The sequence below is a fragment of the Anaerococcus hydrogenalis genome (assembly GCF_002871895.1).
Classification (GTDB): Bacteria; Bacillota; Clostridia; order Tissierellales; family Peptoniphilaceae; genus Anaerococcus; species Anaerococcus hydrogenalis.
Window position 1 is genome coordinate 281,247 of record NZ_PNHP01000003.1, and the last position, 19,402, is coordinate 300,648.

Below are 19,402 nucleotides of genomic sequence, written 5' to 3' on the forward strand. Positions count from 1 at the left end.
ATCTATTTTGAATTTTTATAGATTCTATAATTTTCATTCAAGAACTCTCTCCAAATCTTTAGCTTTATATTAACTTTCTTATCCATATTTTTAATTGCATTTTTTAATTCATCTACATTGCCAGCTTGAACTACAAATCCGTTATTACCTATTACATCTTTAGCTCCAACATGGTCACTTACAATGACAGGAACTCCAAAACTCAAAGCTTCAATAACAGTAAAACCGAATGTTTCGTACCAAATACTTGGTGCTACAAGCATATCAGCCTTACTCATAATTTGACCTAATTCATCGTGATTAAATCCTTCTTCTTTTACTATCATGTAGTCTTCTATTTTTTGAACTGGACTAAATACACGTAATTGTATATTTTCATTCTCTTCCCACAATTGATTGCATGCTTTTTTTAATACATCCCATCCTTTATAAGGTTTTGTTGGTGCCAAATATAAAATCACTTTTTTTCCTGTATGAACTTTTTTTATAACTTGTTTTTTTATTCCCTGATGAACAATAGATATAACTTTGCTATCTTTAGGACTTATATATCTTCTATATATTTCTTCAGCTAATGTCGAATTGAAATGTATAAAATCAATTGATTCAAGCATATCAACATAATATCTTCTTAAATTTCTATATTTTTCAGATATCTTTTCAATATCTACGTCAGGCATTGATGGGAAACTTTCTTCATTAAAAAATTTATTCCTATGTGATTTTCTTAGTTTTTTCACAATATATATATTCTTTATAAATCTATAGATAGGCGACTGAAGGATTTTTATTTTTTTTAACGACAATGCTGACTCATTACATTGAATACAATTTCTACATTCATTATCATTATCGCAACACTTCCCATTTCTAAAAAGAGTAACTTTTGGACAAATTCCAAAATAATCATGAGACGTAAGTACCGTCCTTATTCCCAATTGATTTGCAGCCTTTATAAATTCTTTATGAATGCCCATCAATGTATGTATATGAATAACTTCAGGATTTTCTTTTTTTAAAAATGATTTATAAATTTCTATATCACATGACTTGGTAAAGGCTGAAAATTCTTTAATTCCCTCATCTAACGGTACAGGTAAAGGATTAATAAGTTCGAAGTTTAAAATCCCTTTTATTTTTTTTCTCTTTTTTATTTCAGGATTATCTGAATATTTCTTTATTTCTCCAGGCCACATAGCCATAACAAAATGGCCATCTTCAGCTTGCGACTTAGCCAAATCAAAAGCGTATTTAGTTAAGCCTCCGCTTCTATATGGAGGAAATCCTAAAAAATAATGTAAAATTCTCAACTTATTTCTCCCACTAATTCAACTAATCATTTCAAAAATGCTTCTTCATATTTTGAACTTATTATTTCCCAAGTATAAGCTTGTCTAACTCTTTTTCTTGCTTTTTCTCCAAGCTCAACTATTTCATCATCTCTTAATTTGTCGGCTTTATTTATTAGATTTGCAAGATCTCCATCTTTTCTGCTCCAATACAAAGCTGCATCTTCTGCTACTTCTTTGTTAAATCCTACATCGACTAGCAAATTTAAATCTGTACTGCCTAGAGCTTCTATTAAGCTTGGGTTTGTTCCTCCAACTGTATGTCCATGGAAATATGCGTAGGCATTTTCTCTGATTTTTTTTAATAATTCTTGATCGTATACTGTTCCTACAAATTTTATTCTTGGATCTTTTTTGAAATGTAATTTTTCTTCTAACTCATTTAAAAATTTATCATTTACATTTGTTATTAAAGCAAAATCTCTTTTGCTTTTGCTTTTCATAAATTCACGAATCATTATTTCAAATGAATTTTCTGGTACAAATCGTCCTACAACTAAATAATAATCTTTTTTTGATAAGCCTTTATCAGCATACCAATTTAAAAATTTTGGATCATCATCTTTTAATTTACTAGAAGTAAGATCTGCCCCGTATGCTATATAAGTTGTTTTTGGATTTTTTCCATTTATTCCTTTTCCATCATAAGAATCGTGTATATATTTTTCTATATTTATAGAATCACAAATAACAAGGTCAGACCACTTAACCATCATTGATTCTGATATCTTCCAATATTTTCTTATTGGTGCTGACCACTTTGCTCTCATCCATTCATGACCATCTGGATTTAGGTAAACTTTGCCACCTAGTTTGTGGATTTTTTTGTAGAAATGTTTTGCAAATGGACCTATTCTGCAAGCCATTATATAAACAATTGGATTTTCTATTCTTTTTTCTTTTATATATTTTATGCATTCTTTTAAAGCTTTAACATCATAATAAATTGCTTGTGCAGGTCCTATTTGTGGAATATGGATTTTGAAGCACCTTGCATTATTGAACTCAAACTCATTTTCGGATATTTTTTTTACTCCATCGAGTTTACTTTCGTCCATATAGCCTTCTCCATTTGCTTTACAAGCTATGTGATATTTAATTTTTTCATTGTTTTGATGATATTCTGTTAGCTTATATACAAATGTTTCATATCCTCCGTAGGCTCCCAAACTTTTTGCCCCTACTAAAAATACGTTTTGTACTTTTCTTTTTTCATCCATATTCTTTATCTATTCCTTACTAAAACTTAAATGTATCTTCTATTCCCAACCACTTTTGGTCTTTGTCTGAAAGTATTAATTTGCTTCCATCTTCTAATTTATAACCTTCTGCTGATGCTGAATTTTTGTATTTTCCTATAAGCTCAGGCCATTTTATTCCTATTTTTGGATCATTCCAAGCAAGGCCGCCTTCGTCCCCCGGGTGGTAAAAGTCTGTTACTTTGTAACAAAATTCTGCCACATCGCTTAATACCAAAAATCCATGGGCAAATCCTTCTGATATATAAAATTGTTTTTTATTTTCTTCTGTAAGCTCTACTCCATACCATTTTCCGTAGGTTTTGCTATCTTTTCTTAAGTCTACTGCTACGTCAAATACTCTTCCTTTTATTACTCTTACAAGTTTTCCTTGGGGAAATTCCTTTTGAAAGTGTAAGCCTCTTAGAACTCCTTTTGTACTCATACTTTGATTATCTTGTACAAAATTCATATCTAAACCTGCTTCTTTCATATCATTTTGATTATAGGTTTCCATAAAATATCCCCTGTCATCTCCATGAACTGTTGGTTCTATTATATATAATCCTTCTATTGGAAGTTTGCTTACTTTGATTTGTCCCATTTTCTATCCTTTTAATATTATATTAGTTTTAAATATCTTTCTAGTGCATCTTGCCATGTTGGAAGTAGCTTAAAACCTTCTTTTGTTAATTTTGATTTATCGAGTCTGCTATTGTAGGGTCTTTTTGCTTTTGATTGTCCATATTCTTTTGTTGATACTGGATCTACTTTGATTTCACATCCTGCTTGTTTGAATATTTCACAAGCAAAATCATACCAAGAAATATATCCACCCTCGTTTGTAGCATTATAGGTTCCATATTTTTCAGTTTCTATCATATCTACTAACAATCTTGCTAAATCATAAGTGTAGGTTGGTGTTCCTATTTGATCTGAAACAACTTTTAAATTGTCATGTATCTTTGCAAGTTTTAGCATTGTTTTTATAAAATTATTTCCGTTTACTCCAAAAACCCAGGCAATTCTAACTATGAAAAATTTTTCTAGGTATTTTCTTACAAATTCTTCGCCTTCAAGTTTTGTTTGTCCATATACATTTAATGGTTTATATTCTTTGCAATCAGCCTTCCAAGGAGTTTCTCCTTGTCCGTCAAAAATATAGTCTGTTGATAAATAAAGCATTTTTGCATCTATTTTTTTGCATATTTTCGCTATGTTTTCTGTTCCATAGGAATTTATTTTTCTAACTTTTTCTATATTTTCTTTTTCTTCTGCAAGATCGACTGCTGTCCAAGCTGCACAATGAACTATGGCATCTGGTTTTATTTCTGTTAAAACTTTTTCTACTTTTTTTTCATCAGTTATATCTAGTGATACGTATGGCATATTCACAAGTGGACTATCATCATTTATTCCTGAATATTTTTCTGAAATATCTGATCCAATTGCTTGGTGTCCTCTTTTGTAAAGCTCATTCATTACATCATGACCAAGCTGTCCTGCCACTCCTGTTACAAATACTTTCATTTGTATTTCTCCATTATCTATTTTCGTACATTTTTTTGTAATAGTTTTGATATTCTCCAGAAATTATTTCTTCCCACCATTTTTTATTATCTAAATACCATCTTATTGTCTTTTTGATTCCATCTGCAAATTTTGTTTCTGGCAACCAACCAAGGTCATTATGAATTTTTGTAGGATCTATTGCATAACGCATATCATGACCCTTTCTATCTGTTACGTATGTGATTAAATCTTCTGATTTTCCAAGCTCTTTACAGATAAGTTTTACTATATCAATATTTGTCATTTCGTTGTGTCCGCCAACATTGTAAACTGCACCGTCTTTTCCGTCATGAATTATTTTATCTATAGCTGAGCAATGATCATCTACGTATAGCCAATCACGCACATTAAGTCCTTGTCCATATACTGGTAGTGGTTTTTCTGCAAGGGCATTTGCTATCATTAAAGGAATTAATTTTTCTGGAAATTGATATGGTCCGTAGTTATTTGAACAACGACTGATTGTCATTGGTAGGCCATATGTTCTATGATAGGCTTGTACTAATAAGTCTGCACTTGCCTTTGATGAGCTGTAAGGAGAGCTTGTTTGAATTGGTGTTTGTTCTGTAAAAAGTAAATCTGGTCTATCTAGTGGCAAATCACCATAAACTTCGTCAGTACTTACTTGGTGAAATCTTTTTATTCCATATTTGTTGCAAGCATCCATTAACACTGTGGTTCCCTTAATATTTGTATCTAAAAATATTTCTGGATCTTCTATCGACCTGTCTACATGGCTTTCTGCTGCAAAGTTTACAATAATATCTGGTTTTTCTTCTTCAAATAATTTATATATGGCATCTCTATCACAAATATCCATCTTATAGAAAGTAAAATTTTCATTATCCATTACTGGTTCTAAGGTTGATAGGTTTCCTGCGTAAGTTAATTTATCTAAACATATTATTTTATAGTCAGGATGTTTTTCTAACATATAAAAGACAAAGTTACTTCCAATAAATCCTGCTCCACCTGTTACTATTATTTTCATTTTCACCTCACTTTAATGTAATTGATCCTTGTATTTTCCATCTATAACATCTTTTAAATATTGTCCGTATTGATTTTTTTTCAAAATTTCATAGACTTTTAAGACTTGATCTTTTGAAATCCATCCATTTAAATAGGCTATTTCTTCTAGGCATGCTATTTTTCTGTGTTGATGATTTTCTATTGTTTTTACAAAATTTGTAGCTTCTACCAATGATTCGTGGGTTCCGGTGTCAAGCCAGGTGAATCCTTGACCTAAAAGTTCTACATTTAATTTATTTTTTTCTAAATAGATTTTGTTTAGGTCGGTTATTTCGAGTTCTCCCCTGTCACTTGGTTTTAAATTTTTTGCATAATCTACTACATTATTATCGTAAAAATAAAGCCCTGTAACACAGTAATTGCTTTTCGGTTTTTGAGGTTTTTCTTCGATTGATATTGCTTTTCCATCTTCATCGAATTCTACTATTCCAAACCTTTCTGGATCATCAACATAGTATCCAAATACTGTAGCTCCTAGGCCTTCTTCTGCATTTTTTACAGCTTCACTTAATCTATCTTTAAGTCCATGTCCTGCAAAAATATTATCTCCCAAAACCATAGCAACACTATCATTTCCAATGAATTTTTCTCCAATTATGAAAGCTTGGGCAAGTCCATCAGGACTTGGTTGAACAGCATATTCAAGATTTACTCCAAACGAATGTCCATCTCCTAAGAGTTCTTCAAATCTTGGTGTATCTTCAGGAGTTGAAATTATTAATATATCTCTTATTCCTGCATTCATAAGCACAGACATTGGATAATATATCATTGGCTTATCATAAACTGGCAATAACTGTTTTGATGTAACAGTTGTAAGTGGATATAGTCTTGTCCCAGATCCTCCAGCTAAAATTATTCCCTTCAAAATCTTCCTCCTTTTTTTTACATTGACCCATCTTTTTTAAACACAACCAAAAATGTTTTTAAAAGAATTTTAAAGTCTAATCCTATGTTCCAATTTTCTATATATTCCCTGTCAAGTTTTACTACTTCTTCAAAATCTGTTATATTGCTTCTTCCACTCACTTGCCACATTCCTGTTATTCCTGGTTTTATTGCAAGTCTTACTCTGTGGTGAGGTTCGTATAAAGCTGTTTCTGATATTAGTGGAGGTCTTGTTCCTACTATTGACATATCTCCTTTTAGGACATTAAAAAATTGAGGAAATTCGTCTAGGCTTGTTTTTCTTATAAAGTCTCCTATTCCCTTTTTTTTGCTGCCATCTTCTAAGATTTTGTTTCCTATAATTCTTGGATCAAAGTCTAGTTTGAACATTTTTCCATCACCGTATTGGTTGTTTTTCATTAGTTCTAATTTTTTTTCTTCTGCGTCCATGTACATACTTCTAAATTTGTACATTTTAAATATTTTTCCATTTCGCCCTACACGTTTTTGGGCAAAAAATATTGGACCTGGTGATGAAAAATATATTATAGGTCCGATAAATATGCTTATTATAGCTGTGAATATGCAACCTATTAGGCCAAATACTATATCCATTGCTCTTTTTATCATAACTTGTCTTGATGATACAGTGTTTACACTTGTTGTTATTACGACAAAATCGCCTAGTCTTTCTACTATTTGTTTTTTGCCTGGCTCTTGAACTATATTTTTTATATTATAGTGAACTGTTACTCCTGTTTCATTTAAATCATCTATCAGCTCTTTTGGGTATTCATAATTTTCATCTAAAACTATAAAAACCTCATCTATCCATTCTTTGCAAACATAATTAGCTATAGATTTTTTATCAGAGACAACTGGTATACTTTCTATTTTTTTACCTACTAATTCTTTGTCTATTATTACTAGGCCTATGAGTTTATATTTGCTATATTTATTTTTTTCTATATTTTTGACAAGATTTTTCACTTGCTCTTCAGTGCTTACTAGTAATAATCTTTCTTTTTTCTTATCGTTTGAATTTTTTCCTATATATTTTTTTAAACAAATTCTTGCAAAATAGCTTATGACTATATAAATAACTATTGTTAATAAAAGTGTTAATCTTGAAAAATTTTGGCCTTCTTGCATTAAAAATAAGTAGAGAATTTGGCACGCACCTACAAACAAGCCATGTTTGAAGGTTACGGCAAATTCTACATAATAACCCCTATTGTATAGGTCATTCATTGTTCCATAAATTAAAATAACCACTAAGTCTATTAATTCTAGTATTAGTGCCATATTTTTGTAAGTTATTGTATTGTAAGGATTAAAGCCATAACCACTTATTCCATAAGCTAGTATATAGGCTAATTGCAAACAGACCATGTCAAGGAAGATAAAGTCTAGATATTTTATCCAGCCTTCAGAATTTTTCCTATACATTTAGCCTCCATTCTTTTATTTAGAAATTAAATAGCAGTTTGACCTGCTATTTATTTCCTATTTGTTGTTATTTTCTATCTTTTCGTGGACTTCTTTTACTGAATCTTCATTTGGTATCATCATATAAAGATTTGCATCTGGCATTAGGTATGAGTTTAGATCCATACTTCCTGTTCCTGTCAATGCTTGAGTTTTTATTTTCCACTTAGTTCCATCGTCTAATTGTTCATTTACAAGCTCTATCATCTTGTTGTATGAGACATTTGTATTAACAGATTTTAATACTATATCAGAAATACTGTTAAAGTTTAATAACATGTCAGGGCTCAATATTTTTTTAATTATTCCTATCAAGACTCTGGTATGATTTTTTCCCCTATCAAAATCTCCATGGGCTAGGTTGTATCTTTCTCTAGAAAATGATAAAGCCATATCCCCATCCATTTCTACTTTTCCTTGTGGAAAATGATAGTTTCCATGTGTTGAGTCAAAGGCTACAGGATTGTCTACTGTTATTCCTCCAAGCTCATTAATAAGCTCTACTAGAGTTGTAAAATTAACCTTAGCATAATAATCAATATCCACATCCAGGAAATTTTCTAGGGTTTTTATTGATGTGTCTACTCCAAAGAGTCCTGCGTGGGTTAGTTTGTCGTTGGCGTTTTTGCCAAGGCCTGCTAGGTTTACGTAGGTATCTCTTGGAATTGTTGTTATTAATATTTTTCCTTTTTTTGGATTTACACTTACTATCAAGTTTACATCTGATCTTGATACGTTTGAAAGTGCCCCATAGGTATCTATTCCTGAAATATATACGTTAAAGCTTTGGTCTTTTTCTACCTTGTTGTTTTCCTTTAGTTTTTCATTTCCTTTTACAGAATATGATTTTAATACCTTTGTTTTATCAGAAAATCCTTCTATAGATTCGTCAAGCATTTGTCTGAAACTTTCATTTAAAAGCATGACTTGGGCATTTTCGTTTATTAGGGCCTCTCCTGCTTTTAAATAATCTCCAAAATCTTTAGCGTTTATTTCTTCATTTTCTTTTTTATATTTTTCTAAAGTCTGATCAATGTTTTTTTCATCCATTTTTCTTGCAATGGCAACTTGGATTTCTTTTATGTCATTTATTGAATTGATATTTGAATCTTTCAATGCTACAAAGGACATTTGTGTTTTGTTTAAATCATTTTTTTGGTTGATTTTTTCTACAGTTGTTATGGATTTGTTTGCGTAGGACATAAATAATCCTTCACATACGCTTATTAATACCAATCCTACTATAAATATTGCCTTTACAGCCTTGTTTGCATTCTTTTTCTTAAATATTAAGAAGGAAAATCCTATTATAGCTAAAAGGATTAGTCCCAAAATGATAAATCTCATTTTTTTTGGCAAAATATTATATTTATTTAAAAAATAAAAGAAAAGGATGTATATTATAGAAGATAAAAATATTGAAATTTTAGATATTAGATTTTTTGTCATGATTTTAAAAAATTCTCCTTTTATACACAATTTATACTTAATTCTTAGATAAGGATATACTAATCTGTAACTTTTGTCAATAAATTATAGGTATTATTCCTTGAAAATCAACAGTTTTATGATACTTTTGTAATTTATTTAAAATTTTTGTGAAAATTCTTTAGAAATTTTTTCCTTTTATTTGTGGAAAAAACCGATAAAGTATAGTTAATGATTTAAAGAGGTGATTTTATGAATTTAGATAAGAAAATTTTTGACCAATTGGAAAAAATTTATGATAAAGACCAAAAAAATAAGGTGATTGAAAATGCCATTTCTAATATGGGAATAAGGGAGGCCTCCCTTGATAGAAATATTATTAATAGGCACGATTTTATTTTTTCTAATGAAGTTGAGACTAAGGATGTTACCAACCAAAAAAAAACTGGTAGATGTTGGATGTTTGCAGGGCTTAATATGGTTAGGATGCATATTGCCAAAAAACTTAATATGGAAAAGTTTGAGCTTTCCGAGTCTTTTTTATATTTTTATGACAATATGGAAAAGGCAAATTTGTTTTTGCAAAGGGTAATTGATACAAAAAATTTAGATATTAGGGATAGAAAAGTTGAGGATGTTTTTTATTCTACTCCTGAAGATGGGGGATATTTTGAATTTTTCTATTATTTGATCAAAAAATATGGGATTGTCCCAAAAAATGCCATGGGCGAGCTTTACCATACTGACCAATCTCAATTTATGTTTTATGTTTTGGAAAATGCCCTCAAAAAAATTGCCATGGAAATTAGGGCGACTGATGATGAGAAGGAAATAGAAAATTTGAGAAAAGAAGGCCTTTCTTATGCCTATAATATTTTTGCAAAATCTATAGGAAAACCTGTAGAGAATTTTGATTTTAAATATTATGACAAGGATGATAAGTATCATATTGAAGAAAATATGACACCAAAGGCATTTTTTGATAAGTATGTGGGTGATTTTTTTGATGGAAAAGTTAAGTTATTAAATGACCCAAGACACCCTTACAATAGGATTTTGGTTGATAAGGTGGCAAAAAATGCAGTTGATCTTGATGATCTTGTTGGAATCAATGTGGATATGGATACCATGAGTAAATTTGCCCAAAAATCTATAAAAAATAATGAAACTATGTGGTTTGCCTGTGATGTTGATATAAATGAAGACAGAGAAAGTGGAGTTTTGGATGAAAATATATTTAATTTTGACCAAACTTTTACGAATTTCCCAAAAATGACCAAGGAAGAAAGAATAAATTCTAGATATTCTACAGCATGTCATGCCATGAATCTTACAGGATTTGATAAAAAAGGTAAAGAGGTAAAATTTTGGAAAATAGAAAACTCCTGGGGCGAAGATGACGGCAAAGATGGATATTTTTCCATGACAGATGAGTGGTTTAGGGAAAATACCTTTGAGTTGATAATAGACAAGAAATTTTTGACAAAAAAAGTAATGGAAGCCTTTGATAAGGAAAAAATTTATTACGACGAATTTGACCCTATGTATAAGATGCTTAGAAATGTTAGGTAGGATTGACTAAAGGTTGAGTTTTGTTTTATATTAATTTAATTCATGAGATCTCTCCACAAGGTCGAGATGGTACTTGATTATATTAACTTTATTGCTAAAGGATTTACTAAAATTACTCATCACAAGCCTAATCGAGATTGGGTTGCTGATATTTACTTTTTTTACTAAAGTATAATTTTTATTGTACTTAATTAATTTTTTCTAATTATTTTAATAAGTCAAACTTTAGCTATTAAATAATTATACCAATAACACATCTCGAGCATAGTCGAGAGATCTCTTTTTTTTTCTTTGCTAAAGGTTAAATTTTATTTTCATATTAGTTTAATACAGAGATCTCTCCACTCCTTTCAGTCGGTCGAGATGGGATTGGCTGATATTTACTTTTTTACTAAAGTATATTTTTTTGTATTTAATTTATTTTTTTTCTAATTATTTTACTAAGGCCAACTTTAGCTATTAAATAATTATCCCAATTACCCATCTCGAGCATAGTCGAGAGATCTCTTTTCTTATATTCTATAAATTTCTTTAAATATCAACTTTAGTCTTTAAGTATATAAAAAAATAACCCATCTTGATTTTTATTTTTAAGATGGGCTTTTTTTATCTTATTTTGTTTTTTTAATATATTCTAGGGCTTTTTTATTTTGTTCTATTGTGTAGTTTATTATATCATCATCCAAGGCATCGGACATGAACATTGCTTCAAATTGGGCTGGTGGTAGGAGGATTTTTTTCTCTTTCATGTAATTGAAATATTTTGAATATGCTTCAAGGTCTGCTTTTTGGACGTCATCGTATGATCTTATTTGGTCAAATTCTCCAAAAAATATTGACATCATTGATTTATACCTTGTTACAAATCCATCTACTCCTGTTTGTTTTAAGTTATCTTTGAAGCCTTCTTCTAGCATTTTTGCATATTTTTCAAGTCTTTGATAGATATCTGGATTTTCTTTTAATATTGTCAAAACGTCTAGTCCCATTTTCATTATAAATGGAGATCCTGATAGAGTTCCTGCTTGGTAAACTGGACCAATTGGTGATAAGACTTCCATTATTTCTCGTCTTCCACCAAATCCTCCTACTGGCATTCCCCCTCCTACAATTTTTCCAAAGCAAAACATATCTGGTTTTACTCCAAATTCTGTAGAAATTGATCCAAATTTTAATCTGAAGGCTGTGATTACTTCGTCAAATATTAATACTATATTTTTTTCTTTAGTTATTTTTCTAAGCTCTTTTACAAATTCTAAATCTATAGGGACTACTCCCATGTTTCCTGCTATTGGTTCAAGAATTACTGCAGCTACTTGGCCTTCGTTTTCTGCTAGGGTTTTTTTGACTGATTCTATGTCGTTATATTTACAAACTAGGGTATCTTTTATTACTTCTTTTGGAACTCCTGCAGATGTTGCTACGTTAAAGGTCAAGGCTCCTGATCCTGATTTTACCAATAGTCCATCAGAGTGGCCGTGATAACATCCTTCAAATTTTATTATTTTATCTTTTTTTGTAAACCCTCTTGCACATCTTATGGCTGACATGGTGGCTTCTGTTCCAGAATTTACCATTCTTATCATGTCTGTATCGAAGGCCTCTGCCAAAAATTTTGCCATTTCGATTTCTACTTTTGTAGGAAGGCCAAAGGTAAGTCCTTCTTCCAAGTATCCCTTTGCTTTTTCTATTAATTCTTTTTTACCATGGCCCAAAATCATTGGTCCCCATGAGGAAATAAAATCTATATAGGCATCATCGTTTTCATCAACTATGGTTGATCCTTTCCCATATTTTGCAAAAAGTGGGTTGCCACCGACTGCCCCAAAGGCTCTAACTGGTGAGTTTACTCCACCTGGTATATATTTTTTTGCTTGATCAAAAAGACTCATTATTTCTCTCCTCTCAATTTTTTTGCCATTTCTTTTGCATGGTAAGTAATTATTAATTTTGCTCCGGCTCTTTTTATTGAAATTAAAATTTCATAAATTATTTCTTCATTTACAAGGCCCATTTTTATGGCATTTTTTACCATAGAATATTCTCCACTAACATTGTAGGCAACAATATTTGTGTTAAAATTATCTTTTGTTCTTTGGATTATATCCAAAAATGATAGGGCTGGTTTTACAATTATAAAGTCAGCATCTTCTTCAAGGTCAAGGTCAATTTCTCTCATGGCCTCGTTTGAATTATGGTAATCCATTTGGTAGGATTTTCTATCTCCAAATGATGGGGCAGAGTCGGCTGCATCCCTAAATGGTCCATAGAAATTTGATGCGTATTTTGCAGAATAAGCCATTATCGGAATATTTTTAAAATTATTTTCATCAAGAATTTTTCTAATTGCCTTTATCCTAAAATCCATCATGTCTGATGGGGCAATTATATCTGCTCCTACCTTGGCGTGGGATAGGGCAATTTTTGCAATATAGGAAACAGTTTCGTCATTTAAAACGTGTCCTTCGTGGTCTAAAATTCCACAATGACCGTGGTCTGTGTATTCGCACATACAAACATCTGTTATTACCAACAAGTCTTTATTTATTTCTTTTATTTTTCTAACAGCTTTTTGGATAATTCCATCTTCTGCATAAGCTTCAGATCCGTGGTCGTCTTTTTTATTTGGGATTCCAAATAAAATTACTGCTTTTATTCCTAAATCTACAATCTCATTTATCTCATCTTCTAATTTATCCAAGGAAAAATGGTAGCAATCTGGCATTGAAGGAATTTCTTTTTTTATACCTTCCCCTTCTACAACAAAAAGTGGGTAAATAAAATCAGAAATTTCAAGGCTAGTTTCTTTTGTCATTTGTCTTAAAACTTTGTTTTCTCTAATTCTTCTCATTCTCATAATCTTCTACTATCCTTTCTATCAAAGAATCTACGCTTTGTTTTTTGGATTCTTTGTACACTTCTAGTCCATGATTTTTTATTGTTTTACTGGTAATTTGACCTATTGAGAAAATTTTTGTATTTTTTAGTGACTCTTTGCCATAAATTTCTACAAAATTATTTACGCAAGATGATGAAGTGAAAATCACCCCATCAAAATCAAGGTCAATATCTTCTTTTTCTGCCCTTATATTGTCATAAATTTCAATTTCATCCAATTCTCCCATCTTGCCAAGACCTTCTATGATTTTTTTCCTTGATAAATTTGAGTGAGGGAAAAATATTTTATCATCTTTTTTGACATATTTTGCCATTTGGTCAAGTAGATTTTCACCTACAAAATTTCTTGGGACAATATCGACTTTCAAATTATATTTTTCTATTTCTTTTTTGGTTTTTTCTCCTATTGCTGCGATTTTAACTTTTCCTATATCTCTTATATCATGCTTTTCTATTAATTTATCGAAAAATATTTTTACAGCATTTTTGGATGTAAATACCAAATAATCATAGGAGAAATCCTTGAACTTTTCTTCTAGTAAGTCGGTATTTTTTTCTAAGATTTTTATTGTTGGAACAATTTTTACATCAAAGCCCAAGTGCTCTAATTTTTCCTTATCCTTTATTGTTGATTCATAATCACGGGTGAGGGCTATTTTTTTTCCAAAATTTTTACTTTCAAAATAGTTTAAATATTCCCTAAGTCCAACCGTATCAGAAACTACAATTATGGCAGGTCTTTCGATTTTTTCTAGGTCTATTTCTTCCAAAACTTTTTCTACAGTTGAAGTATAAACTTTTTGTTTAGGACTTGACCCATTTGAAATTATGGCAATTTTTTTATCTTTTTCTATGCCCCCAGCTATCAAATCTTTTATAATATTTGGAAGATTTTTAAGGCCCATATAAAAAACTAGGGTTCCTGGAAGTTTGGCATATTTTTTGAAATCTTCATTTTGATTTTCTGACCTATGGCCTGTGATAAAGGAAATTGATGTTGCCATATTTCTGTGGCTTGCTGGAATTCCTGCTGTGTTTAGGCAAACTATTCCCGATGTAAGGCCTGGCAAGGTTTCAAATTCCAAGTCATTTTCTTTTATAAAAAGTGCCTCCTCAGATCCTCTTCCAAAAACATAAGGATCTCCTCCTTTTAATCTAACAACTTTTTTACCAGTTTTTGCCTTATCAACCATTAATTTATTTATGTCATCTTGGCTTAAAACATGGTCTCCCATAGATTTTCCCACATAATACAAGTCCTTATTTCTGTATGGGTCAAGAATTTCTTGGTTTAAAAGTCTATCGTAAATTATTACATCAGCCTCATCGAGGGCTTTTTTTACTGCAAGAGTTATATTATTTTTTGAACCAATTCCTGCTCCTGCAAGGATTATTTTTTTGTAGGATTTTTTCTTTAAGTTTTTTGCCAATTTTTGAGCTAGAGAAATTCTTTCAGAAATATTTCCTGAAACTTTTTGGTAATTTATCTTATCATCCTTGTCAAAGGCCATAGACCCCGTTAGGGTAATTTTATCATGGTCAATTTCTGTAAAAATTCCCATAGGAGTTGAACAATCTGCTCCCAATTCCTTTTGAAAGGCCCTTTCTGTTTCCATTCTAAAAAGAGTTTTCTCATCTGAATTTTTCTTAAAAATTTCAAATAAATTTTTATCTTCTTTTCTAATTTCTATGCCCAAAATCCCCTGGCAAGGTGATGGGGTAAAAATGTGAGGGTCTAGGTCAAAGTTGATTTCTCCATCAAGACCTGCCCTTATTAGGCCAGATTTTGCGAGGATAACCCCATCAAGATTTTCACTTTGAATTTTTTTTATCCTCGTTTCAACATTTCCCCTGATTGCCTTAAATTTTATATTTGAAAAATAATTTTTCCCCTGGCAAACTCTCCTATTTGATCCAGTTCCAACAAGGGCATTGTTCAAATCATCCATTTTTTTAAAAACATCTTTTCCAACAAAACAATCCCTAGGATCTTCCCCCTTTAAAGGTGGGGTGAAAATTAATCTATCATCAATTTGTGAAGGCATATCTTTTAAAGAATGAACTGCAAGATCAATTGTTTTATCCAAAAGTTTTTCTTCAATTTCTCTTACAAAAACCCCCTTGGAATTAAGTTGGTCAATTTTCCTATCCCTAATCCTGTCGCCCTTGGTAGAAATTTCTACTATTTGGGCTTCAAGACCTTCTTTTTCTAAAATATCCTTTACCATATTTGCCTGGATCAAGGCAAGTTTGCTAGCTCTACTTCCTATTTTAATCATCAAATCTTCTCCAAATATTTTTTCAAAAATTGTTTATCTTCCTTATAAAGGTCTAACAAAAGAGCCTTATTATAAATTCCATTTTTTCTTAATTTATCACGAATTTCCACCATCAATTTTATCTTATCCATATCAAGGCTTTCTAAATATTTTTCCAAATCATCTCCTATAAGGGAAGAAAAAATTGGAACCTGACCATTGCTTGATATGGAAATATCTACAAATTCATTGGAAATGTTTTTTCTCAAGTAAAAATCACTTCCCAAAGAATCGGACAAGTCCAAGGTCCTAAGGCCCAAATTTTTGGCTTTTTTTCTCAAAACCTTATTTAAATTCCTATTTCCCGTTGCCAAAAACAAAAAGTCACAGGGTGGAAAAACAAAATTTTCATCAATATCTTTTTCAACAATCTTTATTCTTTGGGGATTTTCCTTACAAAGCTCCATCACTTCCTTATCTATTTCCTTGGCATAAATAAGGAAGGAAAAATCTCCCTTTAGGAGGGATTTTATTTTTCTTTTCGCTATCTTACCTCCCCCAAGAAAGAGGCAAATCTTATCTTTTGAATCTATAGAAATTGGAAAATATCTCATTTTTTATACACCTTTGTCAAAATTTTTAAAGTTTTTTCAAAATCTTCCCCGTGATTTTCCTTAAAAGTCAAAACAGGATCACGAGCGATTTTTTTTAGGGCATTTCTAACTGCCTTGTCAACCTTCTTTTTTTGAGAACCTGTCATATCAGTCTTTCTAAAAATATAATCCATGGTCTTATCAGCCAAATCATCACACCTGTCATTCAAATCTTTTAAAATATAGTCGATTTTAACTTCCTTCATCCACTTATAAAATTCCTTGGATTTTTTATCAATATCTACCCTATAGGACTGTAAAATTTTTCTTCTTTTATCAAGGTTTTTCCTTGAAATATCCTTGATAGAATCGATATCCAAAAGGTTGACATTAGAAATTTTGGAAATTTCAGGATCGCAATCTCTTGGAAGGGCAAGGTCGAAAATATTTATTTCCTTATTTATATTTTTAAAATGTTCCTTTTTCAAAACAAGGTGGGGTGAGGCTGTTGCTGAAAAAACAAAATCCATATCTCCAAGGTTTTCTTGAATTTTTTCATAAGAAATGATATTTATATTTTCGTATTCCTTTTGTATTTTTATGGACTTATCCATATTCCAATTTGAAATATAAATATCAGCCCCCGTTTCCATCAAATTTTCTATACAAAGCTTCCCAATATTTCCAATACCAACCACAAGAGCCTTTTTATTTGATAAATCATCAAACTCTTGGGCTTTTTTTACGGCTATATAAGGAAGTGAAAGTGGTATGTGGGAAATATTTGAATCTGATTTAATATTTTTTGAAAGATTGATGGCTCTTTTTAGGGCCTCTGATAAGATTTTTTTACAAAAACCAAGACTAAGACTTGTTTCATAAGCATCGCTTGCCTGACCTAGGATTTGATCTTCCCCCACAATCAAAGAATCAAGACCACAAGTTAAAGAAAAAAGATGGTTAATGGCATCCAAATCTTTTTTTATAAAAATAAAAGAAGAAAGGCCGCCAAGAGAAAAATAATTTTCAAAAAATTTCACAAAAAATTCATCCGAAAATTTGTCCTCACTGGTCAAGGCAAAAATTTCTGACCTATTACAAGTTGAAAGAATTACAACTTCATCAAAGCCTTCATTTTCCAAAATCTCACTTGCATCAATAATATCAGAATCCTTGAAATGCACTTTTTCACGAATATCAATTCCTGCTTTATGGTGATTTAGACCAAACGAATAAAAAAACAAAATCTTCCCCCTTACTAATTACTACTAACATTATACTATTTAAAAAAATAAAATAAAAAACCCAGCAAAAGCTGGGCAAAAATAAAGAAGAACCTGAAAAAGGTATATGATAATAAGTCCGGGATTAAACAAAAGTTCAACTTTATTAGATTTACAAAAGTAATATTACTTCTTGTCAAAAATTATACTCTAAGGGGCTAAAAATGCAATGGAGGTTGATTTAATTACTAAATAATATTTTTTATATTTAACAATTTAAACTTTAGCTATTAAATAAATACATGAGTTCCCCATCTCGACTAAGCGGAGCGCATGGAGAGATCTCTTTTGTTTTATTTGCTAAAGGCTAAATTTTATTTTTTGATAAATTTAATACAGAGATCTCTCGACACTAAAACTCATTTGCTACGCAAATTTCTCCGTGCTCTCGCACTAGTTTTAGGGATAAATATGCCAAATCAAGGCATATTTATCTGCTCGAGATGGGTTTGATTATATTTACTTTAGTTACTAAAGTTTAGGTTCTATTTTGTATTAATTTTATTCATGGGATTGCTCCACTTACTTTACTCGATATATACGGATTTACTTTTGATTTTTTTTACTGAAGAATTCTTGAGTTTTATTATAGTTAATCTAACATTTTGATTTTTTTATTTTTAATAATTTAAACTTTAGCCAATAAATAAGTACAATAATAATCCATCTCGACTAGATAAATAACCGTTGAGTTCGGTTGTTTATCCCGATTTATCGTGCAGAGCGCATGGAGAGATCTCTTTTATTGTCTTTGCTAAAGGCTAAATTTTATTTTTTGATAAATTTAACTTTGAGATCTCTCCACTCACTTTGTTCGGTCGAGATGGGTGAGGGTTTTATTTGATTTATTACTAAAGTATAACTTTTTTAATATTTAATTTTAATATAAGATATCTTCACTCACTTTGTTCACAAAAGGTTGGTGACTTTTTTATTTATAAAATAATTATTTACAATGATTTTGCCAATAAGTACCCACCTATTAGGGCTGAATCGTTTTTTAGTTTTGGCTTTACTATATATTCACAGCTTTCTTTTACTGGTATATAGTCGCCTTTTATCTTATCGAAGTCTTCTCTTATCATTTCGATAAAGCCTTCTTTATTTATTAATCCTCCACCAATTATTACTATTTCTGGTCTTAGGACCAAGGTGTAGGTGTAGATAGCTTGGGCTATATAATTTGCTGCTATTTTAAAGGCTTTTTCATTTATGTCTGCGTCTTTTGGATTTTGTCCTAGTCTTTTGTTTACGCTTGGTCCACAAGCAAGGCCTTCTAGGCAATCTTCGTGATAGGTACAAGTCGATTTGAAGTCATCGTCTTTCATTCTTTTTATATTTATGTGGCCCATTTCTGGATGGGAAAAGCCGTTTAATAATTTTCCATTTTGGATATAGGCCCCACCAATTCCTGTTCCTATTGTTAAATACAAACTAGAATTTAATTTCTCGCCTGCTCCCTTGTTAGCTTCTCCTATTAATGAGAGTCCAACGTCTGTTACGATTTTTATTTTTTGGCAAACTTGTTTTTTTAAGTTTCCTAATAAATCATAGTTTACCCAAAGTTTTTTTGGTGTATTTTGGATATAGCCGTATGTTTTTGATTCTTCATTTAAGTCTATTGGTCCAAAGGCTCCAACTCCTAGGGCTTCTACTGGATTTTTTTTGTAAAAGTCTCCAATTTTTTCTAGATTGTCTTCTGGATTTTTGGTATCAATCCAACAATCATCTATTACTTTTCCATTTTCATCAAAACTTGCACATTTTATTTTTGTTCCACCAAATTCTATTGATCCGTACATC

At 30.8% G+C, this 19,402-nt stretch carries 15 protein-coding genes; 1 reads left to right on the top strand and 14 read right to left on the bottom strand.

What is annotated here, in order from left to right:
• Positions 1–2: 2 nt before the first annotated feature.
• From CJ192_RS06090 to CJ192_RS06125, 8 genes are read right to left on the bottom strand one after another with little or no spacing between them, the layout of a single operon-like run.
• Positions 3–1,310, bottom strand: a complete 1,308-nt coding sequence (locus CJ192_RS06090; protein WP_102198136.1) for a glycosyltransferase — start codon at positions 1,308–1,310, stop codon at positions 3–5.
• Between the two features lie 26 nt (positions 1,311–1,336).
• Complete coding sequence (cps2T, locus tag CJ192_RS06095) at positions 1,337–2,569, bottom strand: beta 1-4 rhamnosyltransferase Cps2T (protein ID WP_102198137.1); 1,233 nt, start codon at positions 2,567–2,569, stop codon at positions 1,337–1,339.
• 19 nt (positions 2,570–2,588) lie between these two features.
• Positions 2,589–3,191 (bottom strand): dTDP-4-dehydrorhamnose 3,5-epimerase, encoded by a 603-nt coding sequence (gene rfbC, locus CJ192_RS06100; protein ID WP_102198138.1) that lies wholly within the window; start codon positions 3,189–3,191, stop codon positions 2,589–2,591.
• A gap of 17 nt (positions 3,192–3,208) precedes the next feature.
• The gene (gene rfbD, locus CJ192_RS06105) at positions 3,209–4,117 is read right to left on the bottom strand and encodes a dTDP-4-dehydrorhamnose reductase (RefSeq protein WP_102198139.1); all 909 of its coding nucleotides are present in this window, start codon (positions 4,115–4,117) and stop codon (positions 3,209–3,211) included.
• A gap of 13 nt (positions 4,118–4,130) precedes the next feature.
• Positions 4,131–5,150, bottom strand: coding sequence for a dTDP-glucose 4,6-dehydratase (gene rfbB, locus CJ192_RS06110; protein WP_102198140.1), 1,020 nt, complete (start codon positions 5,148–5,150; stop codon positions 4,131–4,133).
• A gap of 12 nt (positions 5,151–5,162) precedes the next feature.
• Positions 5,163–6,059: a glucose-1-phosphate thymidylyltransferase RfbA gene (rfbA, locus tag CJ192_RS06115; protein ID WP_102198141.1), complete on the bottom strand. Its 897-nt coding sequence runs from the start codon at positions 6,057–6,059 to the stop codon at positions 5,163–5,165.
• Between the two features lie 17 nt (positions 6,060–6,076).
• Complete coding sequence (locus CJ192_RS06120) at positions 6,077–7,528, bottom strand: sugar transferase (RefSeq protein WP_102198142.1); 1,452 nt, start codon at positions 7,526–7,528, stop codon at positions 6,077–6,079.
• A gap of 57 nt (positions 7,529–7,585) precedes the next feature.
• Positions 7,586–9,016: an LCP family protein gene (locus CJ192_RS06125; protein ID WP_180960892.1), complete on the bottom strand. Its 1,431-nt coding sequence runs from the start codon at positions 9,014–9,016 to the stop codon at positions 7,586–7,588.
• Positions 9,017–9,247: 231 nt separating this feature from the next.
• Here CJ192_RS06125 and CJ192_RS06130 point away from each other — a divergent pair, with 231 nt between their 5' ends.
• Entirely contained in the window at positions 9,248–10,567 is a 1,320-nt protein-coding gene (locus CJ192_RS06130) for a C1 family peptidase (RefSeq protein WP_102198143.1), read from the top strand.
• Between the two features lie 611 nt (positions 10,568–11,178).
• On the opposite strand, the gene hemL is transcribed toward CJ192_RS06130, so the two are convergent.
• The 6 genes from hemL to CJ192_RS06160 all read right to left on the bottom strand — a co-directional run bounded on the left by hemL (position 11,179) and on the right by CJ192_RS06160 (position 19,401).
• Positions 11,179–12,459, bottom strand: coding sequence for a glutamate-1-semialdehyde 2,1-aminomutase (hemL, locus tag CJ192_RS06135; RefSeq protein WP_102198144.1), 1,281 nt, complete (start codon positions 12,457–12,459; stop codon positions 11,179–11,181).
• Positions 12,459–13,424, bottom strand: a complete 966-nt coding sequence (gene hemB, locus CJ192_RS06140) for a porphobilinogen synthase (RefSeq protein ID WP_102198145.1) — start codon at positions 13,422–13,424, stop codon at positions 12,459–12,461. Before hemB ends, hemL begins: the two co-directional genes overlap by 1 nt.
• Positions 13,405–15,744: a hydroxymethylbilane synthase gene (hemC, locus tag CJ192_RS06145; protein ID WP_102198146.1), complete on the bottom strand. Its 2,340-nt coding sequence runs from the start codon at positions 15,742–15,744 to the stop codon at positions 13,405–13,407. Before hemC ends, hemB begins: the two co-directional genes overlap by 20 nt.
• A complete protein-coding gene (locus CJ192_RS06150) occupies positions 15,744–16,337 on the bottom strand; it encodes a precorrin-2 dehydrogenase/sirohydrochlorin ferrochelatase family protein (protein ID WP_102198147.1) in 594 nt (197 codons plus the stop codon). The genes hemC and CJ192_RS06150 overlap by 1 nt, the downstream gene beginning before the upstream one ends.
• Entirely contained in the window at positions 16,334–17,560 is a 1,227-nt protein-coding gene (hemA, locus tag CJ192_RS06155) for a glutamyl-tRNA reductase (protein ID WP_102198148.1), read from the bottom strand. The genes CJ192_RS06150 and hemA overlap by 4 nt, the downstream gene beginning before the upstream one ends.
• A gap of 989 nt (positions 17,561–18,549) precedes the next feature.
• A complete protein-coding gene (locus CJ192_RS06160) occupies positions 18,550–19,401 on the bottom strand; it encodes an ROK family protein (protein ID WP_102198149.1) in 852 nt (283 codons plus the stop codon).
• Position 19,402: the final 1 nt, after the last annotated feature.

Excerpts from the sequence above, each read along its gene's own strand:
- cps2T (WP_102198137.1), bottom strand. The coding sequence starts at position 2,569 with ATGGATGAAAAAAGAAAAGTACAAAACGTATTTTTAGTAGGGGCAAAA.
- rfbC (WP_102198138.1), bottom strand. The coding sequence starts at position 3,191 with ATGGGACAAATCAAAGTAAGCAAACTTCCAATAGAAGGATTATATATA.
- rfbD (WP_102198139.1), bottom strand. The coding sequence starts at position 4,117 with ATGAAAGTATTTGTAACAGGAGTGGCAGGACAGCTTGGTCATGATGTA.
- rfbB (WP_102198140.1), bottom strand. The coding sequence starts at position 5,150 with ATGAAAATAATAGTAACAGGTGGAGCAGGATTTATTGGAAGTAACTTT.
- CJ192_RS06120 (WP_102198142.1), bottom strand. The coding sequence starts at position 7,528 with ATGTATAGGAAAAATTCTGAAGGCTGGATAAAATATCTAGACTTTATC.
- CJ192_RS06125 (WP_180960892.1), bottom strand. The coding sequence starts at position 9,016 with ATGACAAAAAATCTAATATCTAAAATTTCAATATTTTTATCTTCTATA.
- CJ192_RS06130 (WP_102198143.1), top strand. The coding sequence starts at position 9,248 with ATGAATTTAGATAAGAAAATTTTTGACCAATTGGAAAAAATTTATGAT.
- hemL (WP_102198144.1), bottom strand. The coding sequence starts at position 12,459 with ATGAGTCTTTTTGATCAAGCAAAAAAATATATACCAGGTGGAGTAAAC.
- hemB (WP_102198145.1), bottom strand. The coding sequence starts at position 13,424 with ATGAGAATGAGAAGAATTAGAGAAAACAAAGTTTTAAGACAAATGACA.
- hemC (WP_102198146.1), bottom strand. The coding sequence starts at position 15,744 with ATGATTAAAATAGGAAGTAGAGCTAGCAAACTTGCCTTGATCCAGGCA.
- CJ192_RS06150 (WP_102198147.1), bottom strand. The coding sequence starts at position 16,337 with ATGAGATATTTTCCAATTTCTATAGATTCAAAAGATAAGATTTGCCTC.
- CJ192_RS06160 (WP_102198149.1), bottom strand. The coding sequence starts at position 19,401 with ATGTACGGATCAATAGAATTTGGTGGAACAAAAATAAAATGTGCAAGT.